Origin of the sequence: Listeria booriae (genome assembly GCF_000766865.1) — a bacterium.
Taxonomy (GTDB): Bacteria; Bacillota; Bacilli; order Lactobacillales; family Listeriaceae; genus Listeria_A; species Listeria_A booriae.
Genome location: NZ_JNFA01000024.1, coordinates 133,521 through 150,925 on the forward strand (window position 1 = coordinate 133,521; position 17,405 = coordinate 150,925).

General features: G+C 41.9%; 17 protein-coding genes. 14 read left to right on the forward strand and 3 right to left on the reverse strand.

Translation table 11 applies throughout. From position 1 onward, the window contains the following. The first annotated feature begins 222 nt into the window (after nt 1–222). The 5 genes from EP57_RS10305 (at nt 223) to EP57_RS10325 (ending at nt 5,701) form a co-directional block, all read left to right on the forward strand. A complete protein-coding gene (locus EP57_RS10305; RefSeq protein ID WP_036086460.1) occupies nt 223–1,269 on the forward strand; it encodes an alpha/beta hydrolase in 1,047 nt (348 codons plus the stop codon). Between the two features lie 102 nt (nt 1,270–1,371). After that, the gene (locus EP57_RS10310) at nt 1,372–2,055 is read left to right on the forward strand and encodes a response regulator transcription factor (RefSeq protein ID WP_036086461.1); all 684 of its coding nucleotides are present in this window, start codon (nt 1,372–1,374) and stop codon (nt 2,053–2,055) included. Between the two features lie 1,007 nt (nt 2,056–3,062). Then, the gene (locus EP57_RS10315; protein WP_036086463.1) at nt 3,063–3,983 is read left to right on the forward strand and encodes an ATP-binding cassette domain-containing protein; all 921 of its coding nucleotides are present in this window, start codon (nt 3,063–3,065) and stop codon (nt 3,981–3,983) included. Then, nucleotides 3,980–4,777, forward strand: a complete 798-nt coding sequence (locus EP57_RS10320; protein ID WP_036086465.1) for an ABC transporter permease — start codon at nt 3,980–3,982, stop codon at nt 4,775–4,777. Before EP57_RS10315 ends, EP57_RS10320 begins: the two co-directional genes overlap by 4 nt. A gap of 36 nt (nt 4,778–4,813) precedes the next feature. Further along, on the forward strand, nt 4,814–5,701 hold the full coding sequence (locus EP57_RS10325; RefSeq protein WP_036086467.1) for a sensor histidine kinase: 888 nt from the start codon (nt 4,814–4,816) through the stop codon (nt 5,699–5,701). 48 nt (nt 5,702–5,749) lie between these two features. Here the strand turns inward: EP57_RS10325 and EP57_RS10330 are convergent, their stop codons facing one another. Next, on the reverse strand, nt 5,750–6,874 hold the full coding sequence (locus tag EP57_RS10330) for an AI-2E family transporter (RefSeq protein ID WP_036086469.1): 1,125 nt from the start codon (nt 6,872–6,874) through the stop codon (nt 5,750–5,752). A gap of 150 nt (nt 6,875–7,024) precedes the next feature. Between EP57_RS10330 and EP57_RS10335 the strand changes: the two genes are divergently transcribed. The 4 genes from EP57_RS10335 to EP57_RS10350 all read left to right on the forward strand — a co-directional run bounded on the left by EP57_RS10335 (nt 7,025) and on the right by EP57_RS10350 (nt 9,121). Next, nucleotides 7,025–7,417, forward strand: coding sequence for a GntR family transcriptional regulator (locus EP57_RS10335; protein ID WP_036086471.1), 393 nt, complete (start codon nt 7,025–7,027; stop codon nt 7,415–7,417). Then, nucleotides 7,414–8,520 carry a DUF1648 domain-containing protein gene (locus EP57_RS10340; protein ID WP_077916838.1) on the forward strand — a complete coding sequence of 369 codons (1,107 nt, stop codon included), beginning with the start codon at nt 7,414–7,416 and terminating at the stop codon, nt 8,518–8,520. The genes EP57_RS10335 and EP57_RS10340 overlap by 4 nt, the downstream gene beginning before the upstream one ends. 101 nt (nt 8,521–8,621) lie before the next feature. Beyond that, nucleotides 8,622–8,855, forward strand: a complete 234-nt coding sequence (gene relB, locus EP57_RS10345) for a type II toxin-antitoxin system RelB family antitoxin (protein ID WP_036086476.1) — start codon at nt 8,622–8,624, stop codon at nt 8,853–8,855. After that, on the forward strand, nt 8,852–9,121 hold the full coding sequence (locus EP57_RS10350; RefSeq protein ID WP_036086480.1) for a type II toxin-antitoxin system RelE family toxin: 270 nt from the start codon (nt 8,852–8,854) through the stop codon (nt 9,119–9,121). Before relB ends, EP57_RS10350 begins: the two co-directional genes overlap by 4 nt. Before the next feature lie 83 nt (nt 9,122–9,204). Here EP57_RS10350 and EP57_RS10355 read toward each other — a convergent pair whose 3' ends face one another. Further along, nucleotides 9,205–10,149 (reverse strand): LCP family glycopolymer transferase, encoded by a 945-nt coding sequence (locus tag EP57_RS10355; protein ID WP_036086483.1) that lies wholly within the window; start codon nt 10,147–10,149, stop codon nt 9,205–9,207. 274 nt (nt 10,150–10,423) lie between these two features. Between EP57_RS10355 and EP57_RS10360 the strand changes: the two genes are divergently transcribed. The 5 genes from EP57_RS10360 to htpX all read left to right on the forward strand — a co-directional run bounded on the left by EP57_RS10360 (nt 10,424) and on the right by htpX (nt 15,411). After that, a complete protein-coding gene (locus EP57_RS10360) occupies nt 10,424–11,485 on the forward strand; it encodes a glycosyltransferase family 4 protein (RefSeq protein WP_375379792.1) in 1,062 nt (353 codons plus the stop codon). 110 nt (nt 11,486–11,595) lie between these two features. Next, complete coding sequence (locus EP57_RS10365) at nt 11,596–12,504, forward strand: peptidase U32 family protein (RefSeq protein WP_036086489.1); 909 nt, start codon at nt 11,596–11,598, stop codon at nt 12,502–12,504. Between the two features lie 13 nt (nt 12,505–12,517). Beyond that, on the forward strand, nt 12,518–13,771 hold the full coding sequence (locus tag EP57_RS10370) for a peptidase U32 family protein (RefSeq protein ID WP_036086491.1): 1,254 nt from the start codon (nt 12,518–12,520) through the stop codon (nt 13,769–13,771). Nucleotides 13,772–13,906: 135 nt separating this feature from the next. Continuing rightward, nucleotides 13,907–14,464: a LemA family protein gene (locus EP57_RS10375; RefSeq protein ID WP_036086493.1), complete on the forward strand. Its 558-nt coding sequence runs from the start codon at nt 13,907–13,909 to the stop codon at nt 14,462–14,464. A gap of 23 nt (nt 14,465–14,487) precedes the next feature. Further along, entirely contained in the window at nt 14,488–15,411 is a 924-nt protein-coding gene (gene htpX, locus EP57_RS10380; RefSeq protein WP_036086495.1) for a zinc metalloprotease HtpX, read from the forward strand. A 71-nt stretch (nt 15,412–15,482) separates the two neighbouring features. On the opposite strand, the gene EP57_RS10385 is transcribed toward htpX, so the two are convergent. Further along, entirely contained in the window at nt 15,483–17,315 is a 1,833-nt protein-coding gene (locus tag EP57_RS10385) for a heavy metal translocating P-type ATPase (protein WP_036086498.1), read from the reverse strand. Nucleotides 17,316–17,405 lie beyond the last annotated feature (90 nt).

Genomic DNA, 17,405 nt, shown 5'->3' on the forward strand with positions numbered 1-17,405 from the left:
AATAAATATACATTTCGATAAAACTAATAATAACACCACAGTAACGATTTTTCAAGTATTTTATTTATTTTTATTCATGATAATGTTTAAATATCCAGTTCAACTTGAATGAAATCGCATCAGCTTGCGGAATTTGCTGACCTATAAATTGGTTAAAATTTTTCAAAACTGCTATACTTAAGAGGTGATTTATTTGAGATTATGTATGAGGAGTGAGCGTCATTGAAACAGATATTGAAATGGATTGGAATTATTGTAGTCAGCGTCGTATTATTACCGTTAGTCGTGATTTTCTTCATCTATAAGAAGGCAGTCGGCAAGCGTGAATACGATCCGAAAGTACTCGACAATTTGGAAGAAGCAGCACAAGATTATGTGAAAAAGACAGCACCGCTATCTGATGTAGATTCACGTTACAAATACATCCGCTTAGCTCAAAAAGCACTTCCAGCAGCCAAAGAAATCGAAGTTGGCGAAGTAGAAGATAAAAAAATTGATGGTCCTGGCGGCAAAATAGGCTTGCGTATTTATACACCAGAAGCAGACGGCCCGTATCCGTTGATGGTTTATTTCCACGGTGGCGGTTTTGTAACAGGTAGCGTACAAACAACCGATGCTATCGCGCGTAAATTAGTAAAAACAACGGGATACCGCGTTATTTCTGTAGACTATCGTCTAGCACCAGAAAATCCATTCCCAGCAGCAATTGAAGACGCGTATGCAACACTTGTTTGGATTTCCAAACACTTAACAAGCTTGCGTGCTAAATCAGGTGAAATCGTAGTAGCTGGAGACAGTGCTGGTGGTAATATCGCTGCCGTTGTATCTCAAATCGCTACGTCCAAAGGTGCACCAAACGTGACGAAACAAATTTTGCTATATCCGCCAGTGGATATTTTCTCAAGAGATGCTTCGGTACTTTATCCTTCGATGGATGAGTTTGCAGAAGGTTATGTTTTGACGAAAGAATCATTGGATAAATATTTCAAACTATACTTATCAGGTGCGAACGACCGCAAATACGATCCACTTGTAGCACCAATTCGCAGTAAAGACGTTTCGAAATTACCAGCAGCATTTGTAGCTACAGCAGAATACGATCCATTGCGCGACCAAGGCGAAGCATATGCGAAGAAATTAAAAGACGCTGGCGTACCAGTTTATGCGAAGCGTTTCGAGAAAGTACCGCATGACTTCATGAGCACACCATCCGTTGCAACAGACGAGACGTTTGAATTAATCAGCGAATTTTTACAAGAGAAATTATGATAACTAAAGATAGCGATTGTGATATGTGCAGTCGCTATCTTTTTTTGCGATTTTTGGTAGGTTATGAGAAGATAATAGAAAACGAAGAAAGGTGTGTTACACATGACAAAGGGGAAAATTCTGATTGCAGAAGACGATAACGACATCAACCACTTAATCTATGAGGTGCTAACGCGCGAAGGCTACACTGTAACACAAGCATTCTCAGGAACTGAAGCCAAGCTGCACTGGAACAACGAAGCATTTGATCTCCTGCTTTGCGATTTGATGCTACCAGGAATGACTGGCGAAGAACTAATCGCAGAAATTATCGCTAAACAAAGCGCATCCATCATCGTCATATCCGCCAAAAATACAATTATGGACAAAGTCGACCTATTAAAACTAGGCGCCAGCGACTACATAACCAAGCCATTTGATATCGAAGAACTTTTAGCACGCGTAGAAGTCCAACTAAGAAAAACCACAACTGAAGAACCCGTCAACGAATCCCTATCCTGGCAAGGCCTGACTCTATCCACAGATCGATACAATGCCCAAATCGATGGGCAAGACATCCGCCTAACCGCCCGCGAATTCGGGATTCTAAAACTGCTCATCAGCAACCCAAAGAAAGTCTTCACGAAGGAGAACATCTTCTCATCCGTCTGGGGCGAAACTGAGTACATCGACGAAAACACCGTCAATGTTCACATGAGTAATATCCGTAGCAAATTGAATAAGGCCAAGCCGGATAGGGATTATATAGAGACGGTGTGGGGGATTGGGTTTAAAATGAAAAGCTGAAACAGCCCGTTTAACCCTGAAAGAGCTTGGAGCAGGCGCAATAAAAATCCTCTTTTGATTTTTATGGAGGCTGTGAAAGCTCCGAAGGGTTGGCTGTTGAAGCTAGATCGCGAAACATGAATAAGCCTACCCAACACAGAATTCCCGCCCTGCATGATCGCCGAACGTAGAAAGGCTATTAGACCAAGAACCAGAAACCTAAACAAAAGAATTCTAGCATTAAGCAAATCTAGGGAGGAAGGCATGGCTCTGCTATTTTCGGAGGGCGTGAAGTTTTCGAGGGGCTAGCCCGTGAAGCTGGATCCCATGAAAAGCTGAACACGCCCGTTTAGCCCTGACAGAGCTTGGAGCAGGCGCAGTAAAAACCCTCTTTTGGTTTTTGCGGAGGCTGTGAAAGCTCCGAAGGGCTGGCGTGTGAAGCTGGATCCGGAGGCGCCAAGCACGACGCCAAACTCAGCTAACACAAACATTGTTTACCATTACAACCCACGAAAGGAAGGCAGTTTCATTTCACTCAACTGCATATTGAGGTTCTAACTCAGCAAACGAGGCTTCGTAAGAACCACAACAAAGCTAGATCGCGAAACATGAATAAGCCTACCCGACACAGAATTCCCGCCCTGCATGATCGCCGAACATAGAAAGGCTACTAGACCAAGAACCAGCAACCCAAACAAAAAAAATCTGGCACTAAGCAAGACTAGGGAGGAAGGCATGGCTCTTGCTATTTTCGGAGAGCGTGAAGTTTTCGAAGGGCTAAGTATAAAACGAAGGTTGCTTCACTTCATCCAACTGCACATTCAGCCTCTAACTCAACAAACAACGCTTCCAGATTGGCGGCGCAACCCTTGCTTTACATAAAAGTTCCTCTCCCTCTTTTTCCTCCTCAATCCCCCAACTTAAAACCCCCAAACCCCCTCTTAATCATTTCTTAAGTTTTTATTCACACATACTTGAAACCTCCACGTTATAGTTAACCTATCGAAACAAGAAGGGGATGACAAAACATGAGAGAAAACATTTTAGAAACAGCAGCACTATCCAAAAAATTTGGTGATAATTACGCTGTCGATCATGTCAATATGACCGTACAAAAAGGCGACATATACGGTTTCATAGGAAAGAACGGAGCGGGAAAAACAACATTTATCCGCCTAATCACAGAACTAATGTACAAAAACGGAGGCGACGTATCCTTATTCGGCTCCACCCATCCAAAAGACATTCACCAAGCCCGCAAACGCATCGGCGCAGTCATCGAAGGCCCCTCATTATACCCAAACATGACGGCCCATCAAAACCTAAATTACTACTTACTACAAAAAGGTATCCCAGACAAAAATCGAATTAACGAAGTATTAGAATTCGTCGGTTTAGAAAACACCGGCCGCAAAAAGTATCGCAATTTTTCGATGGGAATGAAACAACGCTTAGGCATTGGCTTAGCCATTTTGCACCATCCAGATTTTCTAATTCTTGACGAGCCAATCAACGGTCTTGATCCAATGGGAATCATCGAGATTCGGAATATCATCTTGAAATTAAACAAAACATACGGCACAACGGTCTTCATTTCAAGCCATATCTTAACCGAATTAGCGCTTATCGCCAACCGTTACGGCATCATCAACAACGGTCGCCTAGTCAAAGAACTATCCAAAGAAGAACTAGAATCCGAAAGCCGCCGATACCTTGTTTTAAAAACACTAAACAAAGAAGCAGCCGTCCAACACTTAGAAAGCTTCCTAGAATTGTATCAATACGAAGTGCACAGCGATGGCAGTATCCGTATTTTTGAATATATTGATGAGCCAGAAAAGATTAGCCAAGTCATGTTTGATGCAGGCATTATCATTACGGAGCTCAAAGTAGTAGAGGCTAATTTGGAAGAATACTTTATTGACTTAATTGGAGGGGAACAGAAATGATAGGATTAATTCGCGCTGATAGTTACCGTTTGACGAAGGGGAAAATGTGGATGCCTTTTGCGACCTTGATTGTGATTGCAGTTGCTGTTGCAGGCTTGATTTACTTAGCATTAAATGTCGACTGGATTTCATTATCGCAGGACGGGGCAGCTTTGACGGATGCTGATAAGGCGATTCTTACAGCTTCATTAAGCGGAACACAAGTCGCCCAAATTGTACTTTCTTTCAGTATTGTTCTAGCCATGGGCTTTATCTCGATTCTAACTAACTTGTGGAGCATTGAGTTCTCTGCTGGTGTCGCTAAAAATGTCCTAGTTTCAGGCGTTTCAAGAACCACTTTCTATTTCTCAAAATTGCTAACAGGTTGGGGCGTTGCAACACTGATGCTACTTGTGTACACTGCGGCCATCGGTATTTCCTCCCAATTATTCATGGGTGGCGTTGATTTCGGAGCGCTGGCACTTAGCATGCTAGCACAAATCCCGCTATACCTAGGCTTAATCACAGTTGGCTACTTCATTTTCATCGTCATTCCAAAAGAAAGTATCGCGATTGTGACTTACATTTTAGTTTATTTATTCCTAGAACCAGTAGTTACGAATCTAGTCAATGTCTTTTTACCAAAATGGACGATCATTAAAGACATGTATTTGTTCAACAAAATCGGTGTGATGTCTGACTTATCAGCTCTAAGCCAGCACGCGATTACAACAAATATCCTTACCGGTTTTGCATATATGGCAGTCTTCGCCATTCTAGGTTGGTTAGTTTTCCGATTCAAAGAAGTCAAATAATGTGGTAGAATGAAGGCAGCGAAGGAGGCGGGAAATATGGTCTATATTTTGGGAGCAGTCATTATTGTGTTGATCGGTTGGATTGTATTAATCAAGAAACAATTGCGAACAACAACGGCACAAATACGGGACATCGCGAAACGAAACGGTTCGAATGAGCTGCTTACGATGGATGTCGCTTCTGTCGAAATCAAACAATTACTCCTCGCTGTCAACGAACTACTACAAGAAAAATCGAAAACAGAACGGCGTTTTCACACGCTAAACAAAGAATTACGCGAAACGATTGAAAATGTCTCGCATGACTTAAGAACACCACTAACTTCTTTATCCGGGTATTTGCAGCTCATGGAACGCGACACAATGACAACCGAAGAACGCCACAAATACAGCCAAATCATCAAAAATAAAATCCAAATCTTAACCGAGTTAGTCGAAAACTTCTTTGTTCTCTCGAAATTATCAAATGATGAAGGACAATTAAACCCAGAAGTTGTGCAGATTTCTGAGTTCTTGACGGAAGTTGCGACGTCGTATTATGAAGACTTCTCGAAAAAAGAGATGATACCTGAGCTTGCGATTGAGCCAGATATTATCACGCTTGTGGACCGGAGAGTCCTACAGCGCATCATCGATAATTTCATTTCGAATATGCTAAAACATGGCGAGGCGCCGATGAAGATTGCCCTCTCACGTGAAAACGGTAAACCGACAATGACTTTTGAAAATCGGGCGAGTAATTTGACGGAAGAGGATGTGCCGCGGCTCATTGAGCGTTTTTATACAGCGGATCGTGTGCGGAGTGGAAATAGCACGGGGCTTGGTCTAGCGATTATTGATTTGCTAGCGAAGCGCTCGGACGCCACGTTTGATGTAGCTTATAAAGACAAAATGCTCACTTTTACAATCACATTTAAGCAATAAAAAAATGCTGGAACGAGAGTTTTTTAAAGACTCCCATTCCAGCATTTTTTAGATGACCGGATTTTCTTTGTTTTCTGCTTCGATGCCTTGTCGTCGCAGTTTTATTAGTCGTGATAGATTGACAATTAATGTTTTTACGACTGCGTATGTTGGTACACCTAGAATCATACCGAAAATGCCGGCTAGATTTCCTGCTACAATTAAGATGATAATAATTGTGAGTGGGTGGATAGATAGTGATTTACCCATAATGTACGGTGATAGCAAGTTCGAATCAATTTGTTGCACGATCGTTACGACAACGATAACTAAAATCGCTTGTAACGGTGAATCGAAAAGTGCCACAATCACGGCTGGCGCTGCCCCAATGAATGGTCCCAAGTAAGGAATGATATTCGTAACCCCAGCAATTAAGCCAAACAGCAACGCATATGGTTCCCCAATAATGAAATACCCAATCATCGTGAAAATACCGACGAATAAACAGTCAATCGCTTGACTAGAAATGTATGTCGAAATCGTCTTGTTCATCGCTTGAATCATTTCGCGAGCCTCTTTACGAATACCAGCTGGGAAGAACTTCTCGCTTGAATCAAGGAATTTATGACCATCTTTAAACATATAGAAAAGAATGAATGGCACCGTGACAAGAATCATCACGAACCCAGAAATAAAGCCAAAAATCATGCCAAGACTTCCAGTTAAACTACTGATGACCGTATCTAAAATCTTCGGTATCGAAATGTTTAACTTCTCCATCTCTGCTTTAATATCGACGTTTTTAATATTACTGTTCTGAACTAAATTATCCCACCAATGCTGGAATTGATCCCAATATTTCGGCGCAGCGCTAACAAGTGAAGCGACCTGATCCGCTAAAATCGGCCCAAGCTGCACAACGGCAAGAACAACAGCCCCAATAAAAATAACGAAAATACTTAAAACACTAACTAACCTCGGAACCTTGCGCTTTTCTAAAAATAAGACTAACGGATTAAACATGTAAAACAAAAATCCAGAAATCAAAATAGGTAAGAAAAGTGTGGAAACAATGACTCCAATCGGCGCGAACAAGAAGCTCAGTTTATTCAATACGAATAAAATCGCAACTAACGCCAAAATTTCTACTGTCCAAAAGAATAATTTGGACTCCCTAAAACGTGACAACTTCATTATAGGTCCCCTTTCTTTATTGTTTTTTCCTATGTAGGCTATCCTTAATAGTACCATCATATAGCCCAAAACACCACTGTAATCCTACTTGACTTCTATTAGATAGTTGTTATACTATATATATAACAGTTATAGAAAGAAGGGACGGGTATGTTACTAGAAATTAATTTACAGGCAGAAGAACCAATTTATACGCAGATTATGTATCAGATTATCGAGGGAATCGCCAAGAAGGAACTAAAGCCAGGCGATGATTTGCCGTCTGTTCGTAGTTTGGCGAGCGATATCGGCATTAATTTTCATACAGTGAATAAGGCGTATCAGCTTTTAAAGCAAGAAGGATATATTTTAATTCACCGCCAAAAAGGGGTTGTCATTCATCCAGATGGTGTGGAGAAGGCAAGCGAGGCGTTTTATGCGAAATTACGTCGTAAAGTGAGACCGCTGATTGCCGAGTCGATTTGTAGGTCAGTGACGAAAGAAGAATGGGATATGCTTTGTGCGACAATCTATGAGGAAATAGCGCCTAAGGAGGAGCAATGATGGAAATGTTATATTTTATAGGGATGATGATTATAGTAGTGGGGTTACAAGCGGTGACGCCATATGTGATTCGTCGTGGGGAAAGTTTTGGGGTTATGATTGGGGAAGAGGCTGCGAAGGACCCGGTGATTCGGAAAATGAAGCGGCAGTTTGTGCAGTGGAATGTGGTTGTGGGTGCTGCGGTGACGATTGTTGTTGCGGTAATTTTAGCGATGTTAAATGGGAATGAGAACGGGCAAGCGATCGTGCTTATTATTGCGATTTTGGCTGTGTGTGTCCTTTCGTTTTTGATTTATATTCGTTTTTATCGGGCGACGCTTGCTTGGAAACGCGAGCATTTGGAAGTTGTGGCCGACAAGGTCGATATTGTGATGGTAGACACGACTTTTCACCGCCAAAAACTGACGATTTCGTACATTTGGTATTTGATTCCGCTAGCCGTGATTTTGGTGACCATTGGCTTGACGGTGATTTATTATAGTCAAATTCCGAGTCAGATTCCGATGCACTATAATTTCAATAATGAAGTGACGAATTATGCGGCAAAAAGTTATCGTACGGTGATGATGATGCCGGTGATGCAAATCGTGATGCTTGGCTTGTTTATCTTTATTAATTATATGATGACGCGAAGTAAACAAGTGATTGATAATGATAATCCGACGCTTTCTATGAAACGCAATGTGATGTTCCGCCAAATTTATAGTAAGTTCAATTTGGTGATGGGAACGTTGTTAATGCTTCTTTTCATGGTCGTTCAATTGTCGTTCATTTTTGCGATTCCGTCAGTTGTGATAGGTATTTCTGTAGCTGTTGTTCTTGTCATTATTTTTGGTGGACTCATTTTCTTGATGGTTCGCGTGGGGCAAGGCGGCAGCCGCTTGAAGCTAGAGGATACCGGTGAAGTGGATCGCAAGCCGATTCGTGATGATGATGCGAATTGGAAACTCGGCGTATTTTACGTGAACCGCCAAGACCCAGCCCTTTTTGTTGAAAAACGGTTTGGTGTTGGTTGGACGATAAATATGGCGCGGCCAGCAGCTTGGATTATGTTTGCGCTGGTTATTGGGGTTATTGTTGCCGTTAGTGTTATTTTTAGTTAAGAAAATATATCTCACACCGCGACATGAACACAATTGTGTTGAAATACAAATGTGTTCATGTTATAATCAAAGTATAAATAAAGACGTGAGGAGGGATATATATGGCTACGATTACAGTTCGCGTATCAGAAATAGAGAAGCTGTTTCTAGATAAAATGGCGAAGTTTGAAGGAAAAAGCTTGTCAGATTTATTGAAGACGACAACGCTTGAATCATTAGAAGATGAATACGATGCTCGTGTAGCTGACTATGCATATGAAGAATATTTAGAACGGCCTAAATCGCGTCCTTTATCCGATGTTATGTCAGAATACGGACTGGAGGATAATGAATGAGCTATCAGGTCAGAACAACACCAAGATTCGAAAAGCAACTGTCCAAACTAGATAAACAAGTTAGCCGTACCATTTTAAGATGGCTTGCCAAACACATTGATGGTGCCGATAATCCTCGTATAAGCGGGAAACCTTTGCTTGGAAAATACGCAGGTCAGTGGCGCTACCGGGTTGGCGATTACCGTGTTATTTGTCAGATTAATGATGGAGAACTGATCATTCTTGCTTTAGAGGTTGGTCACAGAAGTGGCATCTATGAATCATAGCAAAAAGCAGGATTTCCTATCTAATTTGTAGACGGGAAATCCTGCTTTTTTCGAACAACATGTATACACATTGTACTTTTTAATTATTTGATTTCTAGATTTTTGGCTAAGCTGTCATGTAGTTTTTGACGTTCAGCGTCGGATACGTTGTAGTACCAGATACCGTCTGAGATACCGCCATCACCAGCGACTGTCATGTTCTCCACATTGTTTCGTGCGGAAATATAGTTCTTAGCAATACGAGTAATGTCTGTCATTGTTAAATCGGTTTGCATGTTTTTGCCGACTGCAGATAAGATTTCATCGAAGTTCCATAATGTTTGTGTTGTTGCCACTTTGTTAACAACGGCTTGGATAACTTGTTGTTGACGCATTTGACGACCAAAGTCACCACGCGCATCCGTTTTACGAATACGAACATAGGCTAATGCATCGGTACCGTCTAATTTTACGTTACCTTTTTTGAAGTCTATTTCGTTGTTGTTAACATCGTTCTTACCTAGGCTGATGTCCATATCATTATAAACTTCTACGCCACCTACAGCGTCAACTAAATCTTTCAAGCCTTCCATGTTAATCTTGATGTAATAGTTAATTGGAATGCCATTTAAAAAGTGTGTTACTGTATCTTCGGCCATTTTTACACCGCCATAAGCATAGGCAGCATTGATTTTATTTGTGGAATCGTGACCAATGATTTCGGTTTTTGTATCACGAGGAATACTTAAAATTTGTGCTTTATTCGTTGTGCCATTGACGGTTGCAACCATCGTTGTATCGGAGCGCCCAACATCGCCATCACGTTGGTCAATACCAAGAATTAAAACGGAGAACGGGTTTTGGCCATCTAGTTTTACTGGGTTAGCAGCATCTTTTACAGGTTCGTAGATTTTATCCATCGTTGATTTCGTTTGGAAAACGGCATAGCCAACGATTCCTCCCAAAATTAAGAAAATACCTAAAATAGACCATAGAAAAATTCGTAAACCTGTTCGTTTTTTCTTTTTTGTGCGTTTCTCTGCGCGCATTAGCGTCTCAACCTCTCTAAAAGTTTTCTGTCATCTTCTATTCTACTACAAACTGGCATTTCTGTCACTGGCATTTCTATGAGTTTTTCATGAGAATTCAGAAAAACAGATGTTACAAGTATCTATTTCTTTTTTGAAAAGGATTTTCATTGTATTTTTTCAAAGGTTATGGGTATAATTACTGGGAGCCTTGCGAATTTTACGCGTTAGGTATCAAGTGAGAGATGGGAAATAACCATCGTAACCCCCAAAAGGAAAGGAGCACGAGACATTGATGCTTTCCGTTATTTTAATTTGTTTTCTCGCCTCGTTGCTACTAACTCCTGTGGTGAGGAAAATAGTACTTAGATTTGATATAACAGATAAACCAGATAAACGAAGAATTAATGTAGTTCCAATACCGAGCTTAGGCGGAGTTGCTATCTTTATCGCGTTTTTGATTGGGATTTTCTTATTACCGATTGATAAAACATTGATGTGGCCGCTCGTTATCGGGGCGTCCGTTGTTGTATTGACGGGGATATTGGATGATATATTTGAGCTAAAGGCGCGTTACAAGATGCTTGGTCAGGTGATTGCTGCTGGAATTATTGTGTTCTGGGGTGGCATTAATATTACGTTTATTAACTTGCCATTTGGTGGTGAAATCCATTTCGGTATTCTTTCTATTCCGCTTACAATTATTTGGATTGTGGCGATTTCGAATGCGATTAATTTGATTGATGGACTAGACGGCTTGGCTGCTGGTGTATCAACGATTGCGCTCTTAACTATCATGGGAATGGCTTTTGTGATGGGAGATCCGCTCGTTATTATGATTACGGCTGTGCTGGCTGCTTCAACGCTTGGTTTTTTACCATACAACTTCTACCCCGCCAAAATTTTCATGGGTGATACTGGGGCGTTGTTTCTCGGTTATATTATCGCGATTCTGTCGTTGATGGGGTTCAAAAACGTTACGTTTATTTCGTTGATTGTGCCCGTACTTATTCTTGGTGTGCCGATTTTTGATACGATTTTGGCAATTATTCGCCGTGTTGTTCACCGGACTCCGATTGCGATGGCCGACAAGTCGCATTTGCATCATAGTTTGATGAAACTTGGATTTACACATCGGCAGACAGTCATTTTGATTTACGGTATTTCGATGCTATTTTCATTATTTGCGCTTATTTTTACGATGTCGACGTTCTGGGGATCGTTCTTGCTCATTTTCATTTTGCTAATTGTCGTCGAGTTTTTCGTCGAGGTATTAGGATTGGTGAGTCAGAACTATCGACCTGTGATGCGTTTGTTGCGGATGGAACGTGTGGAGCATGAAGAGGAGCAAGAATAGTTTGAGAAGGAACTTGTCTTAGCGGATGGGTTCTTTTTTTGTTGTTGATGACTGGATACATCTGTGTTAATCTATTCAAGTAGGTTAAACAGATCAAAGGAGAGATTAACATGAATATTATTGCCACGGCAGAGTCAGTTATGCAAGCTGAATCGTTGCTAGGCGCGGGGGTAGACACATTGTACGTTGGAGGTAGCCGATTTGGACTGCGCATGCCGCAATCACTTTCGCTTGCCGACATACGTGAAATTACTAACAAAGCGCATGGGGCAGGGAAAAAGGTGCTCGTTGCAGTGAACGCCTTAATGCATAACGAACATTTGAAGGATTTACCTGATTATTTACGTGAATTAGCTAACATGAAAGTGGATGCGGTCACGGTTGGAGATCCTGGTGTTGTTTTTATGTTGCACGAAATGGAACTGGATTTGCCGTTTATTTATGACGCGCAAACGTTTGTGACGAGTGCAGAGCAAGTGGATTTTTGGGTGAAACAAGGGGCTGTTGGTGCGGTAATGGCGCGGGAGCTAACGTTAATTGAGCTTGAAGCGATTACGGCGAAAATGGATGTGCCGATTGAGGTGCAGGTGTACGGACCAACATGTATTCACCAATCAAAACGGAAACTGGTGACGAATTATCATAATATCGTGGAGATTAAAGATGATACGTCGAAGGAGCGCGGGCTTTATTTGCGTGAACCGAACGATGCGGACAGCCAGTTGCCCATTTATGAAGATGAGAATGGGACACATATTTTTTCAACAGAAGATTTGTCGTTGATGCCGTATTTGGAAAGAGTGTATCATGCGGGGCTTAGAACGTGGAAGCTGGACGGTGTTTTATTGCCGGGTGAGGATTTTGTCGCGATTGTCGCGCTATTTGTGAAGGCAAAAGAAGCGCTTGAAGCGGGCGAGTTTGTCGCGGAAACTTTTGTGAATAAGTTAGCAAAATTACAACCAGCCACGCGTGTACTTGGAACAGGATTCTTCTTGAAACAACCAGATGAAGTGAAATAGGAGGGCATGAACGATGAGAAAAATATTGAAAAAACCAGAAGTTTTGGCACCAGCAGGAAATCTTGAGAAATTAAAAATTGCGATTCGCTATGGCGCGGATGCTGTATATATTGGCGGGCAGGCTTTCGGGCTTCGTTCGCGTGCGGGAAACTTTTCGTATGAGGAGATGCAAGAAGGAGTTGCGTTTGCGCATGAACGTGATGCTAAAGTGTACGTGGCGGCGAATATGGTGGCGCATGACGGTGATACGGAAGGTGCGGGTGAGTTTTTCCGGACGTTGCGTGATATCGGGATTGATGCGGTAATCGTGTCGGATCCAGCGCTGATTAGTATTTGTTTTGCGGATGCGCCAGGGCTTCCAGTGCATTTATCGACGCAAGCTTCGGCGACGAACTACAAAACATTGGAATTCTGGAAACAGCAAGGTTTGGAGCGCGTTGTTTTGGCGCGTGAGGTAAGCATGAGTGAAATTCAGGAAATTGGTCAAAATACAGATGTCGAGATGGAAGCTTTCATTCATGGCGCGATGTGTATTTCTTATTCGGGGCGTTGTACGTTGTCGAACCATATGGCGAATCGTGATGCGAACCGTGGTGGTTGTGCGCAAAGCTGTCGTTGGAAATACGACCTTTTTGAAATGGATAATGGCTTGCCGCGGAATATCGTGGATGAGGATGAAGAACCGTTTTCGATGAGTGCGGTGGATCTTTCGATGATTCGCTACATTCCTGATATGGTCGAAGCAGGCGTGGATAGTTTGAAAATTGAGGGCCGGATGAAGTCGATTCACTATGTTTCGACGGTGGCTAGTGTATATCGCAAAGTTGTTGATGCTTACTGCGCGGACCCTGATAATTTTGTATTCGATCCTGCGTGGGAAGATGAACTTTGGAAAGTAGCACAGCGCGAGTTGTCGACGGGATTCTTTTACCGCGAGCCGACAGAAGACGAGCAACTATTCGGCAAAACGCGTAAAATTCCACAATATGCTTTCGCGGCACAAGTACTGGACTATGATCCAGAAACGAAAATCGCGACGCTGCAACAACGTAATAATTTTGGTGTCGGTGAGGAAATCGAATTTTACGGTCCGGGTGAAGTTGGCTTTAAACAAGTCGTGACAGAGCTTTGGAATGAATTTGATGAGCCGATTGACCGTGCGCCAAATGCAATGATGACGGTGAAAATGACCGTGGATCATCCAGTGGCTGAATTCTATTTTATGCGTAAGAAAAAAGTAGAACGTGTGCGCACAAAAGTAAAGTAGTATACAAAAATATAGAACCAGAGATTGCCTTGCAGAACAGGAGGTCATCTCTGGTTTATTCAGGCTTGCGAATGATTGTGATTAGGTAGGAAGACTGGTATAATAGTGTCAAATGAGAAAAGGAGTTGTTTGAACATGATAGGATGGATTATTGCTATCGCGGTTGTGGTCATACTTGTCTTAATTTATTTTGGCATGTATAACAGCCTTGTAAAATATCGTAACAGAGTAGAGGAAACTTGGGCGCAAATCGATGTGCAACTGAAACGTCGCTTTGACTTGATTCCGAACTTAATTGAAACGGTAAAAGGCTATGCATCACACGAAAAAGAAACATTAGCGAAAGTCGTTGAAGCACGTAACATGATGACACAAGCTCCAGCAGACGGACGCAATCAACAAATGGAAGCTGACAACATGCTAACAGGTGCGCTAAAATCTGTTTTTGCACTTGGAGAAGCGTACCCAGATCTAAAAGCCAATACATCATTTATCGAATTGCAACACGAACTAGCAACAACAGAGAACAAAGTGGCTTATTCACGCCAACTGTACAATACAACAGTCATGACATACAACACAAAGATTGAATCAGTACCTTCTAACATCGTTGCCAAAATGGGCGGTTTCACAAAACGCGACATGCTTGCAACACCAGAAGAAGAAAAAGTAGTTCCAAAAGTTCAATTCTAAAACACTGAAAGGAAGAATGCGCCATGTTATTTGAACAAATAGCGGCAAATAAGCGTAAGACAGTGTTCATTGTTTTAGGATTCTTCATTTTTGTGATGTTGGTTGGCTGTGCGATTGGGATTTTAGTTTACAACAATTACTTGAACGGTTTGATTATGGCCGCAGTCATTGGCGCGATTTACATTGCAATTATGATTTTTTCGAGTTCGAAAGTTGTTATGGCGATGAATCGTGCGCAAGAAATCACGTCTAAAGATCAAGAGCCAGTGCTTTGGGATACGGTGGAAAGCATGGCGATGGTAGCTGGTATTCCGATGCCGAAAGTATATATCGTAGAAGATAACAGCCCAAACGCGTTTGCCACGGGAATTTCCCCTGAAAAAGGTGCTGTTGCCGTGACACGTGGTTTGCTAAACAAGTTAGAGCGTTACGAGCTAGAAGGTGTTATCGCGCATGAAGTGGCGCATATTCGGAATTATGATATCCGTCTTTCCACGATTGCGATTGCCTTGGTTGCGGTAGTTGCGATTCTGTCTGATTTAGCGATGCGTATGCTTTTCTGGGGTAGTATTACTGGTGGGAATAACAACAGGAAGAGTAATGATAACAATAACGGTGGTGCACAAGCTATCATTTATATTATCGCGCTAGTTTTTGTTATTTTAGCACCGATTATTGCTACTGCGATTCAGTTCGCGCTAAGCCGAAACCGTGAATACTTGGCGGACGCAACAGCGATTGAATTAACACGTAACCCACAAGGCCTAGCAGACGCTCTTCGCAAAATTGGCGGTGACACAACGAAGATGAAACAACCAAGCGCAGCGTCCGAGTCAATCTACTTCACAACACCATCTAAAGGTGAGAAAAAGAAGAAAGAAAAAGCCGGACTGTTCGATTCCCATCCACCAATTTCAAGTCGAATTGAGCGATTGGAACATATGTAAACACTGAATAAAAAACATGTACCTACTAAAAAACTAGTAATGCTAGTGATTTAGTAGGTACATTTTTGCATTTAGCGTAATAATCGCAAGCCATTAAGAATAACTAAAATCGTGCTGCCTTCATGGCCAATAACACCAAACGGTAAATTGATAAGTTGAAAAAAATTCGAGAGTATCAAAAGAAAAATGACGCACATCGAAAAAATAATGTTTTGCCATGTGATCCGGTGTAGTCTTTTGGAAAGTTTGACAACAAAAGCAAGTTTGGATAAATCGTTTTTCATCAAGATAACATCCGCGGTTTCAATAGCGACATCGGTTCCTTCGCCCATCGCAATGCCGACATCAGCATTAGCCAAAGCGGGGGCGTCATTAATACCATCACCGAGCATGGCGACAGAGCCGTGTTTTTTTTGTAGGGCTAGAATATGGTTTACTTTATTTTCAGGTAAACAGTCAGCAATAACGGTGTCTATGCCGAGTTCTTCTGCTATTGTACCGGCGGTTTGTTTAGAATCTCCGGTAACCATAATCGTCTCTATCCCAATATGATGTAGTTCGTCAATCGTTGTTTTAGCCGCGGTTTGAGGGATGTCTTTTAGAGCAAACAAGCCGACAACTTCTTGATCGCGTGACACGAACACAAGCGTTTTCCCTTGGTTGCTGAGTGCAGCGTTATGCTCCTCCAAAAATGAAGTTGCGGCGGTTCTTCCTACGAAATCGGCTTTTCCGATGCGCCATTCTTGATTGCGATATTGTGATTTTACACCGTAACCTGGGACGTTTATGACATTGATATCAGGTAGTAGTTTGGCATCTAAGGCTTTTACAATGCTTTGCGCTAGCGGATGTGTCGATTGGTTTTCTATCGTTGCGATAATGGCAGGATCAATCGTTTTATGTAACGTAATGTCTGTCACGCTCGGTTTTCCTTGTGTCAATGTACCTGTTTTGTCAAAAGCGATAGCAGGAATGTTTTGCAGACGTTCTAAATAAATACCACCTTTAAAAAGAACGCCATTCCTTGCACCGTTAGAAATAGCCGCCAATGTCGCAGGTGTCACACTAGCTACTAGGGCGCACGGGGAGGCAACAACGAGAAGCACCATCGCACGGTAAAAAGTTTCTGTCCAGTCCCACCCAAATATAAAATGCGGTAAAAATAACATGATGCCGACAAATAAAAGCACAATTTTGACATAAGCATCTTCGAATTTTTCAATAAATCGTGCGGTTGTAGAAGGCTTGTCCTGCGCTTGTTGTACTAGCTGTATAATCTTATGAAACAATGTGTTTTCCGCGGTTTGTGTCACTTTTATGGTTAAGGCGCCGTTTAAATTAGCTGTTCCGGCATAGACTGTATCTGGCGCTTGTTTCTCAATCGGTACAGGTTCACCAGAAATAGCTGACTCGTCGATGTTGGAAGTGCCAGACACAATCTCGCCGTCAATCGGAATCGTATCACCAGGCCTTACTAGCAATGAGTCCCCAAGTCGCAATGACTCGACAGGGACTTCCTCTACCGTATTATCGGCGCGACGTAAAAATGCAGTAACCGGCTGTATCTCCAGCAAATTCGTAATTTCGCGCTTACTTTTGTTTGTTGTGTAGGTTTCGAGTGCCCCACTCAATGAAAAAATAAAAATCAGAACAGCGCCTTCCAGCCAGTAGCCAATAATAGAAGCACCAATTGCCGCGAGAATCATGAGCAACTCCACATTTAGCTTATGCGTCTGCCACGTACTTAAAATACCTTCTCGAGCTTTCGCAAAACCGCCAATAATAAAAGCACTAATAAAGATAATCGGCGTCATCGCAGTCACCGGAAGTATCCAACCTAGTAAAATAAGCAAACCACTGATGCAAGCTGCCAATAATTCAATATTTCGTTTAACAAACAACATATTACAGTCACCACCTTTTTAAATGATAATAATTATCGTTAATGAAAAATGCTTTAAATCACATATAAATAACTGATTTATTTTGGTTTC

What these genes read in the sequence shown, in the direction of transcription:
- EP57_RS10310 (WP_036086461.1), top strand. Translation starts at nt 1,372, where the DNA reads ATGACAAAGGGGAAAATTCTGATTGCAGAAGACGATAACGACATCAAC.
- EP57_RS10315 (WP_036086463.1), top strand. Translation starts at nt 3,063, where the DNA reads ATGAGAGAAAACATTTTAGAAACAGCAGCACTATCCAAAAAATTTGGT.
- EP57_RS10320 (WP_036086465.1), top strand. Translation starts at nt 3,980, where the DNA reads ATGATAGGATTAATTCGCGCTGATAGTTACCGTTTGACGAAGGGGAAA.
- EP57_RS10325 (WP_036086467.1), top strand. Translation starts at nt 4,814, where the DNA reads ATGGTCTATATTTTGGGAGCAGTCATTATTGTGTTGATCGGTTGGATT.
- EP57_RS10330 (WP_036086469.1), bottom strand. Translation starts at nt 6,874, where the DNA reads ATGAAGTTGTCACGTTTTAGGGAGTCCAAATTATTCTTTTGGACAGTA.
- EP57_RS10335 (WP_036086471.1), top strand. Translation starts at nt 7,025, where the DNA reads ATGTTACTAGAAATTAATTTACAGGCAGAAGAACCAATTTATACGCAG.
- EP57_RS10340 (WP_077916838.1), top strand. Translation starts at nt 7,414, where the DNA reads ATGATGGAAATGTTATATTTTATAGGGATGATGATTATAGTAGTGGGG.
- relB (WP_036086476.1), top strand. Translation starts at nt 8,622, where the DNA reads ATGGCTACGATTACAGTTCGCGTATCAGAAATAGAGAAGCTGTTTCTA.
- EP57_RS10350 (WP_036086480.1), top strand. Translation starts at nt 8,852, where the DNA reads ATGAGCTATCAGGTCAGAACAACACCAAGATTCGAAAAGCAACTGTCC.
- EP57_RS10355 (WP_036086483.1), bottom strand. Translation starts at nt 10,149, where the DNA reads ATGCGCGCAGAGAAACGCACAAAAAAGAAAAAACGAACAGGTTTACGA.
- EP57_RS10360 (WP_375379792.1), top strand. Translation starts at nt 10,424, where the DNA reads ATGCTTTCCGTTATTTTAATTTGTTTTCTCGCCTCGTTGCTACTAACT.
- EP57_RS10365 (WP_036086489.1), top strand. Translation starts at nt 11,596, where the DNA reads ATGAATATTATTGCCACGGCAGAGTCAGTTATGCAAGCTGAATCGTTG.
- EP57_RS10370 (WP_036086491.1), top strand. Translation starts at nt 12,518, where the DNA reads ATGAGAAAAATATTGAAAAAACCAGAAGTTTTGGCACCAGCAGGAAAT.
- EP57_RS10375 (WP_036086493.1), top strand. Translation starts at nt 13,907, where the DNA reads ATGATAGGATGGATTATTGCTATCGCGGTTGTGGTCATACTTGTCTTA.
- htpX (WP_036086495.1), top strand. Translation starts at nt 14,488, where the DNA reads ATGTTATTTGAACAAATAGCGGCAAATAAGCGTAAGACAGTGTTCATT.
- EP57_RS10385 (WP_036086498.1), bottom strand. Translation starts at nt 17,315, where the DNA reads ATGTTGTTTGTTAAACGAAATATTGAATTATTGGCAGCTTGCATCAGT.